General features: G+C 51.6%; 22 protein-coding genes and 1 pseudogene. 16 read left to right on the top strand and 7 right to left on the bottom strand.

The features are described 5' to 3' along the window. Positions 1-74 precede the first annotated feature (74 nt). The 4 genes from EDF75_RS09175 to EDF75_RS09160 all read left to right on the top strand — a co-directional run bounded on the left by EDF75_RS09175 (position 75) and on the right by EDF75_RS09160 (position 4,404). A complete protein-coding gene (locus EDF75_RS09175) occupies positions 75-839 on the top strand; it encodes a DeoR/GlpR family DNA-binding transcription regulator (RefSeq protein ID WP_133598675.1) in 765 nt (254 codons plus the stop codon). 58 nt (positions 840-897) lie between these two features. Next, positions 898-1,872: a LysR family transcriptional regulator gene (locus EDF75_RS09170; protein WP_133598673.1), complete on the top strand. Its 975-nt coding sequence runs from the start codon at positions 898-900 to the stop codon at positions 1,870-1,872. A gap of 123 nt (positions 1,873-1,995) precedes the next feature. After that, positions 1,996-3,291 carry an MFS transporter gene (locus tag EDF75_RS09165; RefSeq protein WP_241723315.1) on the top strand — a complete coding sequence of 432 codons (1,296 nt, stop codon included), beginning with the start codon at positions 1,996-1,998 and terminating at the stop codon, positions 3,289-3,291. A 102-nt stretch (positions 3,292-3,393) separates the two neighbouring features. Then, a complete protein-coding gene (locus tag EDF75_RS09160) occupies positions 3,394-4,404 on the top strand; it encodes a 4-hydroxythreonine-4-phosphate dehydrogenase PdxA (protein ID WP_133598671.1) in 1,011 nt (336 codons plus the stop codon). 137 nt (positions 4,405-4,541) lie between these two features. Here the strand turns inward: EDF75_RS09160 and EDF75_RS09155 are convergent, their stop codons facing one another. The 3 genes from EDF75_RS09155 to EDF75_RS09145 form a co-directional block, all read right to left on the bottom strand. Further along, complete coding sequence (locus tag EDF75_RS09155) at positions 4,542-4,802, bottom strand: hypothetical protein (RefSeq protein WP_133598669.1); 261 nt, start codon at positions 4,800-4,802, stop codon at positions 4,542-4,544. A 61-nt stretch (positions 4,803-4,863) separates the two neighbouring features. Beyond that, positions 4,864-5,766 carry an SDR family NAD(P)-dependent oxidoreductase gene (locus EDF75_RS09150; RefSeq protein ID WP_133598667.1) on the bottom strand — a complete coding sequence of 301 codons (903 nt, stop codon included), beginning with the start codon at positions 5,764-5,766 and terminating at the stop codon, positions 4,864-4,866. Positions 5,767-5,828: 62 nt separating this feature from the next. Further along, positions 5,829-6,566, bottom strand: a complete 738-nt coding sequence (locus EDF75_RS09145) for an SDR family oxidoreductase (protein ID WP_133598665.1) — start codon at positions 6,564-6,566, stop codon at positions 5,829-5,831. 141 nt (positions 6,567-6,707) lie between these two features. Between EDF75_RS09145 and EDF75_RS09140 the strand changes: the two genes are divergently transcribed. After that, positions 6,708-7,619 carry a LysR family transcriptional regulator gene (locus EDF75_RS09140; protein WP_133598663.1) on the top strand — a complete coding sequence of 304 codons (912 nt, stop codon included), beginning with the start codon at positions 6,708-6,710 and terminating at the stop codon, positions 7,617-7,619. Positions 7,620-7,679: 60 nt separating this feature from the next. Here the strand turns inward: EDF75_RS09140 and EDF75_RS09135 are convergent. Further along, a pseudogene (locus EDF75_RS09135) lies at positions 7,680-7,804 on the bottom strand (IS30 family transposase); the annotation flags it as partial. Between the two features lie 67 nt (positions 7,805-7,871). On the opposite strand from EDF75_RS09135, the gene EDF75_RS09130 reads away from it, so the two are divergent. Beyond that, complete coding sequence (locus tag EDF75_RS09130; RefSeq protein ID WP_133598661.1) at positions 7,872-8,855, top strand: alpha/beta hydrolase; 984 nt, start codon at positions 7,872-7,874, stop codon at positions 8,853-8,855. Positions 8,856-9,250: 395 nt separating this feature from the next. Here EDF75_RS09130 and EDF75_RS09125 read toward each other — a convergent pair whose 3' ends face one another. Both EDF75_RS09125 and EDF75_RS09120 read right to left on the bottom strand, forming a co-directional pair. Then, the gene (locus tag EDF75_RS09125; protein ID WP_133598659.1) at positions 9,251-9,901 is read right to left on the bottom strand and encodes a hypothetical protein; all 651 of its coding nucleotides are present in this window, start codon (positions 9,899-9,901) and stop codon (positions 9,251-9,253) included. Between the two features lie 70 nt (positions 9,902-9,971). Then, entirely contained in the window at positions 9,972-10,328 is a 357-nt protein-coding gene (locus tag EDF75_RS09120; RefSeq protein ID WP_133598657.1) for a hypothetical protein, read from the bottom strand. A 621-nt stretch (positions 10,329-10,949) separates the two neighbouring features. Here EDF75_RS09120 and EDF75_RS09110 point away from each other — a divergent pair. The 7 genes from EDF75_RS09110 (at position 10,950) to EDF75_RS09080 (ending at position 14,701) form a co-directional block, all read left to right on the top strand. Further along, a complete protein-coding gene (locus EDF75_RS09110) occupies positions 10,950-11,567 on the top strand; it encodes a dTMP kinase (protein WP_133598655.1) in 618 nt (205 codons plus the stop codon). Between the two features lie 447 nt (positions 11,568-12,014). Beyond that, complete coding sequence (locus tag EDF75_RS09105; protein WP_133598653.1) at positions 12,015-12,866, top strand: DUF6387 family protein; 852 nt, start codon at positions 12,015-12,017, stop codon at positions 12,864-12,866. Positions 12,867-13,045: 179 nt separating this feature from the next. Beyond that, the gene (locus EDF75_RS09100) at positions 13,046-13,258 is read left to right on the top strand and encodes a helix-turn-helix transcriptional regulator (protein ID WP_133598651.1); all 213 of its coding nucleotides are present in this window, start codon (positions 13,046-13,048) and stop codon (positions 13,256-13,258) included. A 35-nt stretch (positions 13,259-13,293) separates the two neighbouring features. Continuing rightward, the gene (locus EDF75_RS09095) at positions 13,294-13,629 is read left to right on the top strand and encodes a hypothetical protein (protein ID WP_133598649.1); all 336 of its coding nucleotides are present in this window, start codon (positions 13,294-13,296) and stop codon (positions 13,627-13,629) included. Next, positions 13,626-13,910 carry a hypothetical protein gene (locus tag EDF75_RS09090; RefSeq protein ID WP_133598647.1) on the top strand — a complete coding sequence of 95 codons (285 nt, stop codon included), beginning with the start codon at positions 13,626-13,628 and terminating at the stop codon, positions 13,908-13,910. The genes EDF75_RS09095 and EDF75_RS09090 overlap by 4 nt, the downstream gene beginning before the upstream one ends. Before the next feature lie 91 nt (positions 13,911-14,001). After that, positions 14,002-14,295, top strand: a complete 294-nt coding sequence (locus tag EDF75_RS09085) for a hypothetical protein (protein WP_133598645.1) — start codon at positions 14,002-14,004, stop codon at positions 14,293-14,295. A 142-nt stretch (positions 14,296-14,437) separates the two neighbouring features. Next, the gene (locus EDF75_RS09080; RefSeq protein WP_133598644.1) at positions 14,438-14,701 is read left to right on the top strand and encodes a hypothetical protein; all 264 of its coding nucleotides are present in this window, start codon (positions 14,438-14,440) and stop codon (positions 14,699-14,701) included. 106 nt (positions 14,702-14,807) lie between these two features. On the opposite strand, the gene EDF75_RS09075 is transcribed toward EDF75_RS09080, so the two are convergent. Next, a complete protein-coding gene (locus EDF75_RS09075) occupies positions 14,808-15,371 on the bottom strand; it encodes a hypothetical protein (RefSeq protein WP_133598643.1) in 564 nt (187 codons plus the stop codon). Positions 15,372-15,753: 382 nt separating this feature from the next. On the opposite strand from EDF75_RS09075, the gene EDF75_RS09070 reads away from it, so the two are divergent. Genes EDF75_RS09070 through EDF75_RS09060 form a run of 3 tightly spaced genes read left to right on the top strand, consistent with a single transcriptional unit; the run spans position 15,754 to position 16,900 of the window. After that, positions 15,754-16,317 (top strand): hypothetical protein, encoded by a 564-nt coding sequence (locus tag EDF75_RS09070; protein WP_463671423.1) that lies wholly within the window; start codon positions 15,754-15,756, stop codon positions 16,315-16,317. 10 nt (positions 16,318-16,327) lie between these two features. Then, on the top strand, positions 16,328-16,621 hold the full coding sequence (locus EDF75_RS09065; protein ID WP_243733522.1) for a hypothetical protein: 294 nt from the start codon (positions 16,328-16,330) through the stop codon (positions 16,619-16,621). A gap of 3 nt (positions 16,622-16,624) precedes the next feature. Next, the gene (locus tag EDF75_RS09060) at positions 16,625-16,900 is read left to right on the top strand and encodes a hypothetical protein (RefSeq protein ID WP_133598641.1); all 276 of its coding nucleotides are present in this window, start codon (positions 16,625-16,627) and stop codon (positions 16,898-16,900) included. Positions 16,901-16,955: the final 55 nt, after the last annotated feature.

Below are 16,955 nucleotides of genomic sequence, written 5' to 3'. Positions count from 1 at the left end.
AGTCTGTATAACTACGCGATGTCATACTGTCGGTAAAACGGCTGTCGGTTTTAAACCTACGGAATTGGGCCAGAATGAGACCCCTTGAGCGACACGATAAAATTTTAGCGCTGGTGGCGGCAATGGACGCCATCAGTATTAACGACTTAGCCACTCATTTGAACGTTTCCCATATGACGGTTCGCCGCGATGTCAGGAAGCTGGAGAAAGAGGGGCACCTGCTGGTGGTTTCCGGCGGCGTGCGCTCCATGCAGCGCCTGCAAAGCGAACCGTCCCATCAGGATAAAATCACCATGCACGGGCCTGAAAAACAGGCGATTGGCTGCTATGCCGCGCTGCAGATCCCCTACAACAGCTGCATTTACCTGGATGCGGGCACCACGACGCTGGCGCTGGCTCGCCAGCTTGGCCAGCGTAGCGATCTGCTGGTGGTGACCAACGACTTTGTCATCAGCGATTTTCTGATAGCCGAGAGCGAATGCCGGATGCTGCATACCGGCGGCATGCTGTGTCGGGAAAACCGCTCATGCGTGGGGGAGGCGACCGCCTTTGCGCTGCGAAACCTCTGTATTGATATCGCTTTCGTCTCCGCCTCCAGCTGGAGCAACCAGGGATTGAGCACCCCCGATGAGAATAAGGTGGCGGTAAAACGCGCCGTTCGCGAGGTGAGCAGTAAATGTATTCTGCTCAGCGACAGCTCGAAATATGGCAAAGTCGCGACCTGGCGCGCCCTGCCGCTGAACGCTTTTGACGAAATCATCACCGATGAGCGTCTTTCCGCCAGCGGGCGGGATGCGCTGCAGCAGGCCGGCGCCCGGGTGGTGATGGTACCGCTATAGCGCCGGCCAAACGTAACGGGCCATCTTTGGCATTGAATCGACTATCAGGGCAAATACTATGGGCAAAAATCTGGCTTTTCCGGTATCCGAAGATCGTAACGTTTATCGGGTCGCCCCCAGCATACGTTTTGATCTGATGACGTTAAGGCTGTTTGTCGCCACGGCGGAGCTCGGCGGCATCACTCACGCCGCGGCCCAGCTGCATCTGGTTCCCGCCGCCGCCTCGCGACGCATTCGCGAGCTGGAGGAGCAGCTCGGCATGGCGCTGTTCGTGCGTTTGCCGCACGGCATGGCGCTGAACGACGCGGGACGGGCAATACTGGCCCACGCGCGTTCGATTCTACACTCCGCCGAACGGATGCAGGACGACATGCAGTCGTTTCTGCAGGGCAACCGCGGCGTCGTGCGCATCGCCGCGTGTACTTCGGCGGTCCTGCAGTTTCTCACCGACGATCTGCGCCGAAGCCATCAGCGCTATCCCAACATCCATATCGATCTGCATGAGATGAACAGCGAAAGCGTTATTCAGGCGGTGCAGCGCGGGGTTGCGGATATTGGCATCTATGAACGCTCCGTGAGCCACGCCGCGCTGCCGGGCGTACCCTACCGTCGGGATCGACTCTGCGTGGTGACGCCGGTTGACCATCCCCTGGCCCGGCTGGTTGCCAACCATCAGCCGCTAACGGCAGCGGAGCTGATTCAGCACGACCTGATTGGGCTGACGGAAGGCGCCTCCATTTCGATTATGCTCGCCCAGCTGGCGCGTCGGCTGGATAAGCCGCTGAAGATGCGTATTCGCGTCGGCAGCTTCGACAGCATGGCTGCGATGATCTCCTGCGGGATAGGTATCGGGCTGATGCCGGAAGCCGTGGCCCGCCAAATTATCTCCACGTCTAAGTTTGCGCACCTATCGCTGCAGGATCCGCTGGCCGACCGCCAGTTCGTGCTGTGCCATCAGCCGCATGAGTCGCTGGCGATGGCGACCGACAGCATTCTTTCGCTACTGACCGGCCTCGGCGAAGCCACGCATTGACGTATTGTTAACGCTGTATATCTAAATTGTTAATAGCCTGAGGGTTGTTGAATGCAGCATAGTTGACGGGCAATAAACCCTACAACGACTACTGCCCCAATAACATAAGATCAGGAGGCAATTTTGAAAACTCAGTCCCACATCAGCAGAAACATGCTGATTATCTTCTGCGCCATGTCGTTTATCCTCTACCTGGATCGCGTCAATCTGGCCGCCGCCGCAGGGCCGCTGAAAGCCGAGCTGGGGCTTACCAATACTGAACTCGGTATCGCTTTTTCCGCTTTTGGATACACCTACGCTATTTTTCAGCTGGTGGGCGGTTGGGTGGCGGATCGCTTCGGCGCGCGTCGGACCATTATCGCCTGCGGGATCATCTGGGCCGTCGCCACGGTCTGTACCGGCCTGATTGGCGGTCTGGTTTCTCTGTGCCTGGCGCGTCTGCTGCTGGGGATTGGTGAAGGCGCCGCGCTCCCGGCGCAGGCCAGAGCGATTACCAACTGGGTACCTAAACCTAAACGGGGTATGGCCCAGGGGCTAACGCACTCTTTCTCTCGTCTGGGTAACGCCGTCGCGCCGCCGCTGGTCGCCATATTGATTGCGTGGCATTCGTGGCGCGCGGCGTTCATCGTGGTGGGGGTTCTGTCAGCGCTGTGGCTGGTGGTATGGCTGGTTTACTTCAAAGAGACGCCTGAAGAGCATCCCGGCGTGTCAGAAGCGGAGCTGGCGCTGCTGCCGCGGCGGGAAAATGTTCAGGAGGGAGGCAATGCGATGCCGCACTCATGGTGGACCATCCTGCGCCGGATGCGCTCAACGATAGCGGTTTATTTCTGCATGGTGTGGTCAAACACGCTGTTTTTCAGCTGGATGCCGATCTTCTTTATGCAGTCGCTGAACCTCGATATTAAAAGCTCCGCGCTCTATTCATCCGGCGTGTTCTTCGCCGGCGTGCTGGGGGATTTGACCGGCGGCGTGGTCAGCGACTTTATTTTAAGGCGCACCGGGCGCCTGGCGCTTGCCCGCCAGGGCGTGATTACCATCAGCCTGCTGGGCGGACTCGTCTTCTTTATTCCGGTTCTGATCAGCCATGACGTCGTGACTATTGCGCTATGCCTGAGCGCCGCGTTCTTCTTCCTCGAGCTGACGATCGGACCGATTTGGGCCGTTCCGATGGACATTGCGCCAAAAACGGCGGGCACCGCCAGCGGCATGCTCAACTTCGGCGCGGCGATGGCCACCATCATTTCACCGATTATTTTCGGTCTGATGATCGATATGACCGGTAGCTGGACGCTGCCCTTCGCCGGCGCGATTGGCTTCCTGATCCTCGGGATTATTTTTACTCAATGGATTCGTCCGGACATCACGGTAGAGCATATTGAGCAACAAAAGACGGCTGAGCCACACTCGCTGGCGGGCTGACCTTTAATTCTTACCCTTTATTCCATTTCCATTTCCATTTCTATTGGCCATTGACGGGCAAGGGGTCGCCTTTGCCCGCGATAAATTGAGGAGCAACAGATCATGACAAGTGAAACAGCCCGTCACCCCTTCGCCGTGACGGATAAACCGCACATCGTGCTGGCGGTAGGCGATGCCGCGGGAATCGGCCCGGAGATCGTTGTCACGCTGCTCTCAGACCCGCAGACCGCGCGTAAAGCGAACGTCACCCTGATCGCCAACATGCCGGCGCTTGAGGCGGCGGCCATCAGCCGGGGCGTCGCGCTGCCCGCGGAGTCTGACTGGCTATCTATTGCGCAGTGGCCTGGCCTGCATCGCCACATTACGCCCGCCGAGGTGAGCGAGGCGAACGGCGTATTTATCCTCGAATCGCTGAAAATCGGCGTTGAGATGGTGGCGACGGGCCGGGCCGACGCGCTGTGCTTTGGTCCGCTGAACAAAGGCGCGATGCGCATGGGCGGCATGCGCCAGGAGGACGAAATGCGCTGGCTCTCCAGCGAGCTTAATTACACCGGCGTGTGCGGCGAATTTAACGTGCTGGACAGGCTCTGGACGGCGCGCGTGACGTCGCATATTCCGCTGTCTGCGGTAGCCGGCCAGCTCAGCGCCGGCAAGGTTGCCCAGGCCATCGGCATGCTGACGCAGGCGCTGAAGGACGCCGGCGTGGCGCAGCCGAAAATCGGGGTTTGCGGCTTAAACCCGCATAACGGGGATAACGGCAACTATGGCGATGAAGAGGGCAGAATCATTACGCCCGGTATCGAACTGGCCGCCGCTGAGGGGAATCCTGCTGAAGGACCTTTCCCGGCGGATACGATTTTCCTGCGCGCCAAAGAGGGCCAGTTTGACGGGATTGTCTCGATGTACCACGACCAGGGGCAAATCGCCACCAAGATGATGGGCTTTGATATCGGCGTTACCGTGCAGGGCGGGTTACCGATCCCGGTGACCACGCCGGCGCACGGTACGGCCTACGAAATCGTGGGCAAAGGCGTGGCAAAAACCACGGCGATGGCCAACGCCTTTGACCTGGCCTGCCGGATGGGGATCGGCCATCGGCAGAAGCGCGCTTAGTTCTCCCGCCGCAATACGTTGGCGTATCTCCGGCCGTTGCGCAGATGAGATACGCCGACGATGGTCCGCTGAAGAGGGGCCAGGGCACGGCTAACGGCATGACGGGACAAGCTTTCGCGTTGTTTTTTTATCGGGCGTTATTTACTGCCAGGCCAGAAGATGACGGCGACCGGAGGCGCAAAGATCAGCAGGAAAATCGGTAGCTCTTCGGCAAAGCCGTAGCCCGCGTGGATGATACCGAGGGCCATATTGGCCGACGCCAGGCCGAACCACAGCAGGGAAAACAGCAGCGCGAGCCTGCCGGCGGCCGGTGGATGAGCCGGCATGAGCCGCCGCGTCAGCAGGCGGAACAGGCCCGCCAGCAGCAGTCCGCTGAGCAGAAAGAGCAGGGTGCGCATAGGCAATTTTCCTCAGCTGCAGGCCCAGCTGCCGACCGCAACTTCCGGCCGGCGGCGGATATCACGCCCGGCGATGGGGAGCCAATAAATCCCCTAATCCGATGCGCTGTAAAAACTCTTTGCGGATGCGGTCGGCGACCGCATTGACAACGGCGGCGCCGTCGTCCGACGGATCGACGTGCAGCCGGAACGGGCGTTTCCCGTAGGGCATATTGACGATATCGACCATGGCGGCGGCGACGTCGGCGACGTTTGCATCCTCCGGCTCGCAGGCGGCCAGCCCTTTCAGCGCCTCCTCACCCAAACCGGCGGTTGGCCCGGCGTCGGTATACTCGCGCTCGCGCTCGGCGTCGGCTGGTTTGCCGGAATGCAGGAAGTGGTTGGTGCCTGTGGTAAACGCGCCGGGCACAATAATAGAGGACTCGATTCCCCAGCGCGCCAGCTCCGCAGCGTAGCTGACGGCGACCGCGTCCATCGCCGCTTTGGCCGCAAAGTAGGGGGCCAGATACGGCGGCGTGCCGCCGCGTGTGCTGCTGCTGCCGACCCACAGCAGCAGACCCTGCCCCTGTTTGCGCAGCTGCGGCAGGGCGGCCCGGTTGACCCGCTGCGTGCCCAGCACGTTGATGTCGTAAAGCTGGGCGAACTGTTCCGGCAGAAACGCTTCCGTCGGCCCGTACGCCATATGCCCCGCGTTATGCACCACCACGTCCAGACGGCCCTGGCTGGCGATAATTTGCGCAATCGCCGCGTCGGCGGACTCCTGGGACTGGACGTCCAGCTCGACGGTGCGTAAATCGACGCCGTGCTGCCTGGCGTAATCCAGCGCGTTTTGCACCTGCGGCGCATTGCGTCCGGCGGTGTCGCGCATGCTGGCGTAGACAATGTGTCCGGAATGGGCGAATGCGCGGGCTGCCAGCGCGCCGAAGCCGCTGGAAGCGCCGGTAATCAGAATGACCTGTTGCATGATGTGCTCCAGAATAGCGGGCGGCGATGCCGCCCGGGCAATGTTAAAAGCAAATGCCGAAATCAGGCGAAGCCGCCGTTAACGCGGATCACCTGAGAGTTGATCCAGCTGCCGTCCGGGCCGGCCAGCGCGGCAACCGCGGCGGCGATCTCTTCCGGCGCGCCGATACGCTCCAGCGGCGCCAGTTTGGCGATGGCGCTGATTTGCTCCTCGCTTTTGCCATTGAAAAACAGATCGGTGCCGGTCGGTCCCGGAGCCACCGCGTTAACGGTGATGTTACGGCCGCGCAGTTCATTCGCCAGCACGTGCACCAGGCCCTCCACGCCCGCCTTGGAGGCGATGTACGGACCGTAGGCCGGGAAGGATTTGGCGATCACGCTGGTAGAGAGTGCAATAATACGTCCCCCGTCACTCACCGTTTGCGCCGCGTTTGCCAGTACGAGGAAGGCGCCGCGCAGGTTGGTGTGAATGACCTTGTCAAAATCAGACAGGCCATCCGGGGTGATTTTTGCCATCGGCATGATCCCGGCGCTGTGCACCACCACGTCCAGCTGACCGGTCACGGCCTTCGCTGCGCTGAACAGGCGGCTGACGTCATCTTCGCTGGCGACATCGGCTTGTATGGCAACGGCGTTCCCCCCGTTGGCAATAATGCTCTGCACGGCCTCGTCAGCGGCGCTCGCGTTTCCGGCGTAGTTAACGATGACGGTAAAACCCTCCTGCGCCAGGCGTTCGGCGATGGCGCGACCGATACCGCGGGATGCGCCGGTAACAAGGGCTGTTTGATTGGTTTTGCTCATGGTGTTCTCCGGAGGCTGATTGTTTATCCGTGCTGGCACGGGTTGCCAGAGATATTAATGTTTTCTCCTAAGAGATAAATGGGGGTATTTTGATATGATAATTCCATTAACATTAATAATAGGTCGCGTGAGAGGTTTCAGATGGATAAGTTCGACACTTTGCTGCTCTTCACCCGCATCGTCGAGCTGGAAAGCTTCAGCCTCGCGGCGGACAGGCTGGGGATCCCCAGAGCCACCGCCAGCAATGCGATAAAAGCGCTGGAGAAAAAGCTGGAGTGCCGGCTGCTGGAGCGGACAACCCGCCACGTGCGAACCTCTCTGGACGGCAAGGCTTTCTACGAACGCTGCGTGCATATTCTCTCCGAGCTCGACGACGCCGAGTCCTCGCTGCGCCACTCCGTTGCGCGGCCGCGCGGTATTTTGCGCATTGACCTGCACGGCGCCCACGCGACGCGGATTGTTCTGCCGCGTATTGATGAGTTCCACGCCCGCTATCCGGATATCGAGCTGGTTATCAGCAGCGGCGATCGGCTGGTCGATCTGGTGCGCGAGGGGATTGATTGCGCCGTTCGCGCGGGAAAACTGCATGATTCATCGCTGATTGCGCGCTATCTGGTCACCATGCCGCAGGTTATCTGCGCCAGTCCGGAGTATCTGCAGCGGCACGGCACGCCGCGTTCACCCAACGATTTGATCTCCCACCAGTGCGTGAATTTTTTCTCTACCAGCCGGGGAACGAACTATCCGCTTGAGCTTATCGTAAATGGCAAGGTGCAGGGCTATCAGCTTAAAGGCTGGATGACGGTAAACGATTCGGAAAACTACGTCATCTGCGCGTTGCGCGGGGCGGGGCTGGTACAGCTTCCCCGCTATCACGTCGCGGATGCTCTGGAAGACGGGCGGCTGGTGGAGGTGCTTGGCGCATGGCAAAGTCCGGGAATGTCGCTTTCAGCGCTGTATCCGCAGCACCGGCAGCTCTCGCCGCGGGTCAGGGTATTTATCGACTGGCTGAGCGCCCTCTACAAAGCGCGTTTTCCCGAGGAGGGGGCGTAATTAGCCGTCCGCTATCTCTTTCCCACGCAGCAGTACCGCTTTTGCTGCACGGTATTGGTTTGCTACCAGCCCTCGGGATATCTCCTCTCTTTCATCAAGCGAAAGCGCTAACCGGTGCCGCTTTCGGACAGGGGACGATATCCACCCGTCTGGGTGATAGTAGGCATGACAGAAGAATGATATCTAATGGAGAGCAGGCCATATTTATAATATAAATTGACCGGGACGCTGAGTTTTACAGGAACATCGCCGATGAATATTACCGCCTCCATTGCCCTTTTGAGCGCTTGCCCATTTGTGAGTCTGGCAGCAGTGCCGGTGACCTTTTCTGAAACTGCCCTGGAGGCCGCTGGGCCAAAAGGCCCTTTGAAAGGTACGTTACTCACCCCAAATTCAAAACCAACCTCCGTTGTTCTTATCGTTCCAGGCTCCGGTCCGACCGATCGGGATGGAAACAACCCGCTTGGGGTGAATGCATCGCCTTACCGACTTCTTGCTGAAGGCCTGGCGGCAAAAGGCTTTGCAACGCTTCGTATCGACAAACGTGGAATGTTCGCTAGCGCAATGGCCGTAGAGGATGCCAATGCGGTGACGATTGCCGACTATGTTGACGACGTTCGATCCTGGGTAGAAGTGCTTAGGCGTCAGATGCATACTCCCTGTGTTTGGGTATTAGGACACAGCGAAGGCGGCGTGGTCGCACTTGCCTCGGCTCAGGAAGAGGAGGTGTGCGGCGTGGTGCTTATCGCAACGCCCGGGAGGCCGATGGGCGAGGTGCTGAGGGGGCAACTTAAGGCTAATCCGGATAACGAAATGTTATTAAAGCAGGCACTGCCGATAATTGATGCTCTGGAGCATCGGCGGCGGGTCGATATGACGAATATGCATCCGGCACTGCAAAATCTCTTTAATCCTGCGGTTCAGGGATTTTTAATCAATGCGTTTTCATATAATCCGGGTCATCTCATTTCGAGTATTTCCAAACCCGTGTTAGTGCTGCAGGGGCAACGCGATCTGCAGGTGGAAGAAACGGATGCAAGACGGCTTAAGGCCGCGAATCCTCGAGCGTCCCTGGTTATTGTGCCCAATATGAACCATGTTCTGAAAGAGGTGACTTCGGACGATCGCAGGGCGAATCTCGCGTCATACGCTGAACCCGCGCTCCCCTTAGCTCCCGGTTTAATCAACGCGATTGAGCATTTCCTGATCCACAATTCACATTTTGCCGAGAAGTAACAGCGGCTCTGGTCCCGGTGTCCTGCCAAAACGATTTACTTTTAAAGAGTTCATGCATGGTTAAAAGCAGTCGTTCGCTCCTCGCTCAGAGCGGACCTTTAGCTCCGTTAGCTTGTCCGCCCCGTGACATAAACGGACATTGATAACATCAGTCTGTGTTAATCATTGAGAGAAGGTTACAACGGATATCTGGCGATCAATGAAGCATCGAAAAAATGGAGTATGCCGTTCCCAAACTATCATCTGGCGATGAGTCGTTTTTATCGAATTCGGTAACTGCCTGAGCGATCACCATTTAACTAATAGGCAGTTACACAGAATTACTGAAAGGCTCAGGTGCCTTACTCAGGCACCTCTTAGCTTTATCAGAAAAAATTTCCGGCAGTTCTTGGGGCCTAACCTGCGCTCTGATTTTTATACAGAGCCGATTTTCGTAACTCATTTTTCAATTTTTGGAACTCGCGGGTCAGTCCCTGTACTCCGAAGTAGCAGAGGGAAAATGTTTCATACATTCCTCTGGCCGTATAAATCAAATCGCTGACATCATTGGGATGTAGTGCAACTGTGTCTGACTTCATGAAAGCTTGCAAAAACTCCCCACGGCCATGTGTAAAGAGCGAGAACTTTTCGTATTGGGCTAGTCCCTTCTTAGTGAACTGTATAAACATTCCCTCTAGGCCATTCTTCCCTTCTTCCCCAAACTTATCGAGTGCTGTGGCCATCTTGAAGAACTTAGGGAATTCCTTTTCTCCGGAAATTAATGGCTTTACATCCGTTTTTTTGGGTTTTTCGATAAATTCCAGATATATAGCTTTGGTATATACCTCCTGAAATGAACGAAGAACGACTATAGCGGGGAAAGGATTGCCGTTGCCGATCATCATTAGAAATGAGTCATAAAAATGTGTACACAGCCTGAAGTAAGCACGATTCAGATTGATATAGTCATCTTCAGATGCTTCTTGCTTACTATTACTTAGTTCCTTGATAAGTAGAAGATTTTTTACAGCTTCATCATATGTTGCCTGCAGTTGTTCAGCGCTCATTCTTGAATCCTTGTTATATTAGGTTGAACGTAATCAGCGAATCCCATAAAATGTAACAACACTTGTATTCTTAGAAATCCCTAATATTTGGATATGAATTTTGTGCAATCGTTAAATTTTTATTCAAGGTGTTTTTTAACTCGGCAACTTCATAATCGATTTTATCAAGTTTATTTACTAATGTTTCATGCTGAGTTGTTGTGAATGTTCCACTTCGGTGATTTGATAGTACTATTAAATCTTCTTCTACGAAAATTCTTGTATATTGCAATGTTAATATTTTAATGTAGTCCTCCAACAGGCTTTTGTATAGATCGTACTCGGCCTGCATAATCCTTCCTTTAGAAAGATCGCGATTCAAATTTCCAATTTTTCTTTTAGTTTGCGTTTTTTTTGATGATAGATTTTTTTTAACACTTGCGTTCATATCTAAGCCTTTGATGTCTGAGTTTATATTGAATTCCCACAGCATACTGCACCATGAATTGATATTTGTAAATTCCTACTACCTTTGCCAGTCGCTCTCTATGCGCAACGTATTTAGTGGCTGTTGCCGATCCTAAAAATACTCCCTCTCAGCGAGTGATGCAGCGATTAGGAATGACCTACAAAGCAATAGAACAGCATCACGATGTGCCCTGCGTGGTTTATGAACCTAGCATTCAGCGCGATCAATAGTAATTGGGATTTTACACAACATCCGCTTCTCGCTCAAAGCTGCCCGTCAACGCCTGTCTGCTGCAAAAGCAGGTTTAGCGTCAGGTATTTTCCGTTTTCTACGCGGATCCCTTAAACTGCATCGCGCAGGTCATGACATAGGGATAGTGACCATCAACGGCTGTAATCCTGGGTTTTTAAACCTGGGCGTTAGCACCACTGCCAGAATGTTCATCAATCTCTGTTTATAAGATCCCTCTATCCGATTCGCGCTGATGCGCCAGGTGCCCCGACGAACGAAGAGGGAGAACAGCTATTCATACGAAGGAAGTCAGATGCTTTTGCCAGATTCAAGCTTTACAAAAAACCTGTATCAATCGTCCTTCGCAGAATGAGTCGCCAGCTGTTTGTTACTCTGGATGGGCCCAAGGGAGCCGGTAAAACCACGCTGTTGGAAGCCATTACGAAAGTACTAAGAGCAGACAACAAGAAGGTCATCCGACTTTGCGAGAAAAAAAGCGATCCCTACAGGGGGGAAACAATGGCCCTCGTTAACAAACTCGCCAGAAACCCCGCCCTGGATTTGGAATGGGAGGTCTGCGAGCGCTTTGCTGATAGCCGTGCATGGATTTCCCGGCAGGTGCTGACTAAACAGCCAGCGGACAGCATTATCCTGATGGATCGCTGGTATCCTTCGGATGCCGCGTTTCGTCGGATGGTGCCGTTTGCCGAGATTTTACAGCTTAATATGGAACGAAACGTGCGCATGCCAGACCTGCACGTCGGGGTTGTTACTGCGCCTGATATCTCATGGGCGAGGGCCGCAGGCCGAGCGCGTGGGCTAAGTAGTACGGTGATTCACAAGCTGGAAGAGCACGTTGCTTGCACCCGCGCGTTCGAGCGAGAAATTGCAAATCACGGCTGGTTTTTATGCCGTAATGAAGGCGCGATCGAAGACGCAACGAGGCTGGTGATTTCTGAGATCTACAGAGTGGCTGGATGCCCATAGCTATCGGTTTTGCAGGCAGGGATCCCGCGACTCTTCACCTCTGTGTGAGCCTCAGATTTGTGTCGCGTCAACAAAATCTGACGCCGTCAAAGATGCAATAATCCCGGATAGCAAAAAACCCGCTTAGTTTCCTAAGCGGGCTTCTTTAATATGGCTCCTCTGACTGGACTCGAACTTCATCTATACCTCCTGTTATTACTGGCTTGGAAAAATCAGGCTGATTTTTTACCATCATATTTACCAACATTTTTAGTCGTGAATCTAAAAAAGTCAATTACTATCAATTAATTATGACAACATTCTTGCTGGGTTTCGCTGAACCTCAACTGCGCGGAGTTAAGATACAATCTCAAAAATCCTTCATTGTACTCAATGGATTAGTGCTATCAGATCCGATATGGTGACTAATAACACATCTGTCCAACAAGTAAAGCCAGAGGTAGCGCTATGACCAAAGCGGAGATTGATAAAGCTGTTAAAGAATGGTTCAACATCGACAGCTACAGCGTGCTCAATCAGCTAACGCTGGAACAGCTTTTTCAAGAGGTAGAGAACAGAATCCGCGTCTATCGGATGAGCAGCCGCCGGGATGAGATGAGTGTTGAGCGCCGGATGAAGCATGATGATTATTACGATGAGCTGATGGAAGGTAAGGTCATTTTTGGTGATGTTTTCAAAGAGCCAGAGAGCGTGCTTTCTTCCAGCTATGCCGTTCAGCCTCTGACACACAAAGGACTATGGGAAGTTGCTGGTTATGTAGCAACGATAGATAAATATATGAATCCGGAGGGGAAACCTTTACCTTCCGTTGAGGTCTCGCGTTACCTGAAGAACGTTGAGGTAAATAATAAAGGCCTGATGCTGGTCCAGATTAATCTGGCAGAAACTTCGTCTGAAGAGATTATCAATCACCTTAAGGTTATGGTGCCAGAGTGGAAGAAGCAGCTTGAGGCACCTGCTCCGGAAGTCAGGAGCTTTCGTTTTGGCGTTAGTACCATCAGGAAGATTCTGGAGTATAACATCATCCCTATAATGGACCTGTTGTACTGGGCGCAAGGGGAAGACGTTCGGATTGGAATGCCTCAGCTAACGAGCTTCCTTTATCCTGATGAGTTTAAGGCTGGTAATCGTGGGCCTGATAACGTCAAGTTAACGGACCATCCGCTGGCGGTCAGCTTTCTGACGGAGCCTGTCTACTACGACTCTTTTGTTGATTTTTCCTTTAAATACAAGGACGAAATGCACCTGAATGTGTGGGAAATGATCAATATGAATCTGCCTAAGCCAGATGGAGAGTAGAGCAACCGTATCAGGGTGATGCGCACACGCGTGTAAAATCACCCATATTCGCTTTTTGCGAATGTATCCTTTTTTTAATCCTGTCTGAAATCTGAGTAAAAACTCCTTTCTGAACGCATCTCTTAAATCACAAGCAAAATCACTACAATTGTCTCCATCGAATAACACAGGAGATAAATATGGTTCAAAACGCTACGTGCCAAAATAAAAAGCTCATTCGCTTACCAGAGGTTATTAAAAGAACCGGTTTTGGGAAAACATGGATTTATGAGCTTATCAGGGCAGGACGCTTCCCTTTACAGGTAAAAATAGGTGAAAGAGCTGTTGCCTTCATTGAAAGCGAGGTTGATGCATGGATAGATAATGCCATTGCCCACTCTCGAGAAGAGTAAAAATAAAATATTATTAACAACAAGAGGAAGTGAAAATGAAAAAAGAAGTTATGCCAAGCCATGCGTTAAATGTCAGTAATACATCAACGGCGTTCTTTCTTATGAGGTCTATAGAGGTTTATAACGAGTATATAAAAAAGATGCTTTTCCTGATGGGGGATGGATTTTATGACAGTATTAATGATAAGCGTTATATGGAGAACATAATCGGTCAGGTGATGGAGAGTGCCAATGAAGGATTTGCTGATTATCTTGCTAAAAATGGGCAGGAGGCTGATGTAGATGATGTTTGTTTTGATGAGGTACGAGTAAATCTAAGAAGGCTACATAATGTTTTATGCAATCAATATTATTCTGGAGGTGCGAAATGAACGAAGAGATGAAACGCATGGAATCAACAAATATCTTTATGTCTTTGGCTGAAGAGATATATCTTTCCAGCCTTAAGGAGATAGCTAAAGTGTATGGGGATGAGCGGGTTGAATATATTAATGGAAGCAAAGATGAAAGGAAGAAGCTTTTACAGCGTATCGTAGAGGTTGTCACCGGGAGCTTTGATGATGATATGAATGGCTTAGGTTGGGAAGGCTGTATTGAGTATGTGGATACAGAGTTTGCTACCCGTTATTTATTCAGGATGTATGGGGTTTAGCTGTATCTTTGGTTTCTGAGGTATCTATCAGGCCCCATTCGGGGCTGGTAAAAAACAAACTTATATATTCATTTAACTATGAGAGGTTTTTATGTCTAAAAAATATAGTGGCAAAAGTAAATCAACCAAGCTGTTCATCAGTCTGGCTAAAAGATCGTTCGATGCAAACTGGAAGTACCTCCAGAGTATGTATGGGGAACAGGTAAGAGATATTCCCAATGATATTGAACTCCTGTCGCCACTCATCATATCCATCATTGGTCATGTCGGTGAAAACTTTGAAATGTTTATAGAAAAAGAAGGTAAAAAAGGATGTCTTAATGAAGTTAATATAGAAACGGTGGCTGAGGCTTTAGTAGAGCATTCAGCTAGGTTTAGAGTCTAACTGATATAGGCTGATTTACCTTAGCCCCGAAAGGGGCTAGGAGTATAAGGTAGGGAATATATTTCGATAACTGCTCTTCTACTTTTTATTAAATTTGAAGTTGACTCCTCTTGTATATTATTATCTGGAGAGGAGGTGTCAGATGATAAAGAATGCCGTGAGAGAACTACCCGATGAGATACTATATTCACTGGAATTGCTGGAAGATTTGATTGGTTTTAGCCGATATAATCTGAAAGGCCTTTCGGTGGAATATTTAATCGAAACTTTGCGCTGGGGATTAGGGCCGACCCGTTTTGCTTTTCTGGAAAATATTAATGAGTATGAGCCTTCATCAGAAGATGAATCTGTTAAATGGCTTTGTACTTTGCTGAGACAGCATTTCTCTGATAGCGAGCGGCACTAAAAATGATGAAAATTTATCGAGTGATAAATAGCCAAAAGCTGTGTTCGGCGGGAGATAGTTGCCTGTAAAGAGAGCAAACAAAGTAGCTTAACTTGCTCTCTAAGCATCAGCGTGGCTTTTTTGAGCCTGAGTCTAACAGGTCTAGCAGCTTATCTTTCTCGGCTTCGTTACACTGAACCAGCTTGATGTTTCTTTCGTCATTGAGCTGTAGAACGGTATCAACACCTTTCCGGACGATGATTTCGAAAAGAGACTGTTTCTCGGCCTCGGTCAAAATGGTGAAGATAGATGCCAGTTTGGTATCGGTTTTTATCAGCGTAGCATCGCTGTAGTTACCGCTATCTGTTTCCCGCATGCTGCTGGTAAGGATGTCAGCAGCTGGCTTTGGCCTGTGTTGTTCAGACGATGGTTCTTTCCCCAGTAGCCAGTCGATGGTTACCCCTTCGAGTTCAGAAATTTTCGCCAGCACCTCATAGCGCGGCACTGACTCCTGCCGCGAAAAGTAGTTTTTCAGGGTGCTAAGGTTGATGCCCCAATCCTTTGCAGCCTGATACTTACTCCTTCCCTTTAACAGCTCGGTAAGGCGTATCTGGAAGAGTCCTGCCGTGGGTGACTCAAAAGAGTCCAGCATCTGTTTTGAGTCCGGCGATTCTTTCTTTTTGTAATTCATTTTTGAATCAATCTGTTAGGTGGTTTTTATGGCGTTCCAAAGCTAAGATTCAAAAAAACACTTGATTGGGTTTTATTTGAGACCTATGATTTGTCACGTAGATAACCGCATCGCTATCTGCGCACGTAACTTTTTAGGATAGAGGAATCATGGGCCGAATAGAAGCTTAGAGTTGCCCGCGTCCTGAGTGATGGTGATTGAAATCCATAAAGATGATTCATCTCACCGGCTGTTTTTTTGAATGAAAGGTTCGCCAGTCCCTACAGATCATAGCAGTAAATTAACGTAGCTCCGGAAATCATATGCCTGATTAAAGCAGGCAGGGGCACCCTTTGCCGCAATCTTCCACGCTCTGAGGCACGATATGAAAGTAAGGATGGTAATGCCGCTGTTGTTGTCCGTCACTGCGCTGATAGGATGCCAGCAGCTCAATGATGGAGTGAGCAAGCTTAATGGAGCGATAAACTCGTCATTGTCTTCATTAAACAGCGCGGTAGATAAAACTCTGGGTGTGTCTTCATCCACTCGAAGCGCCGTACCTGCCTCATCAATCTCTGGCCTTGGCTCCGTGTGTAAAGATTACGAAGAAAACGCAATGGCAGCAGAGAAAAAATGGACGGGGAAGCGGGTTTCAATCACCGGGGCGACAGTGCTTGAGGTCACTAAGGGCAGAAGTGCCAGCGACATGATGAGAGGAATGCCTGAATCAGCCCCGAATTACTATCTGTTGTTTAGAACAGCGGATACCAGCTACTGCGGTGGCATGGTCTGGCTCGACCATTACTCCGGCCTTGATGACGCAGTGCTTACCTACAAGAAGCGTCAGAAGGTCAGCGTCACCGGCACCATCAATAATTTCGAAGTCCGTGGTTTTGCGACGGTAAACAATGCGGACATGCCAGTTCGACTGGTTGTTCTGAGCAGCGGTGTTATTAGCCATCAGTGAGGGATAGTCTATGTCTATGCGTAAGATCTTATTAGCGGTAGGTTTTGCTACGCTATTATCAGGTTGTGGTGATGATGGCATTTACGGGAATTATGTCAATCCGCAATATGGCGTCAGGCTTGATATACAGAAAGATGTAATCAAGTTCAGAGATGGCGTGTTTAATGTCAAAGCGTGGGATGAAAGTCAGAAGCCAATCTATATTGCTAAAACGCAAAACAAAGATATGGGATCTTGGACCTTCCGGATTGAAAAAATTAAAGACGGTGTCGTTTATCAAGGCGCTGTTTTTAAAAAGGACTAAATCATGGGAAACAATACGATCAAATGCCCCTTTTGTTTTAAAGAGAGCCAGCACGGGGTTCATGTTTGCACCGGGTGTCAAGCCTCTGTGCTTTACGGTTCATATCCGGGATGGTACGCTTTTGTTGTTCTCTTGCTGTCCTTTGGAGGATCAATCCTCATTGGAATGTCTACAGGAATGGCAGGTGCTACCATTAGCTTACCAATCATCGCTGCAGTAGGGTTTATTGCTGGTAAGGCTATTTTCTCCGACAATGTTGTTTTCAGACGAAGGATGTAGCCGACAGATCTCTGTTGCTAAATTGATTCCTAATCAGGTGATATTCGATATATAT

This window comes from Klebsiella sp. BIGb0149 (assembly GCF_004362605.1).
In the GTDB taxonomy this organism is placed as follows: domain Bacteria; phylum Pseudomonadota; class Gammaproteobacteria; order Enterobacterales; family Enterobacteriaceae; genus Klebsiella; species Klebsiella terrigena.
Note: the sequence above shows the minus strand (reverse complement) of the source record. Positions and strands in the feature narration are given on the sequence as shown.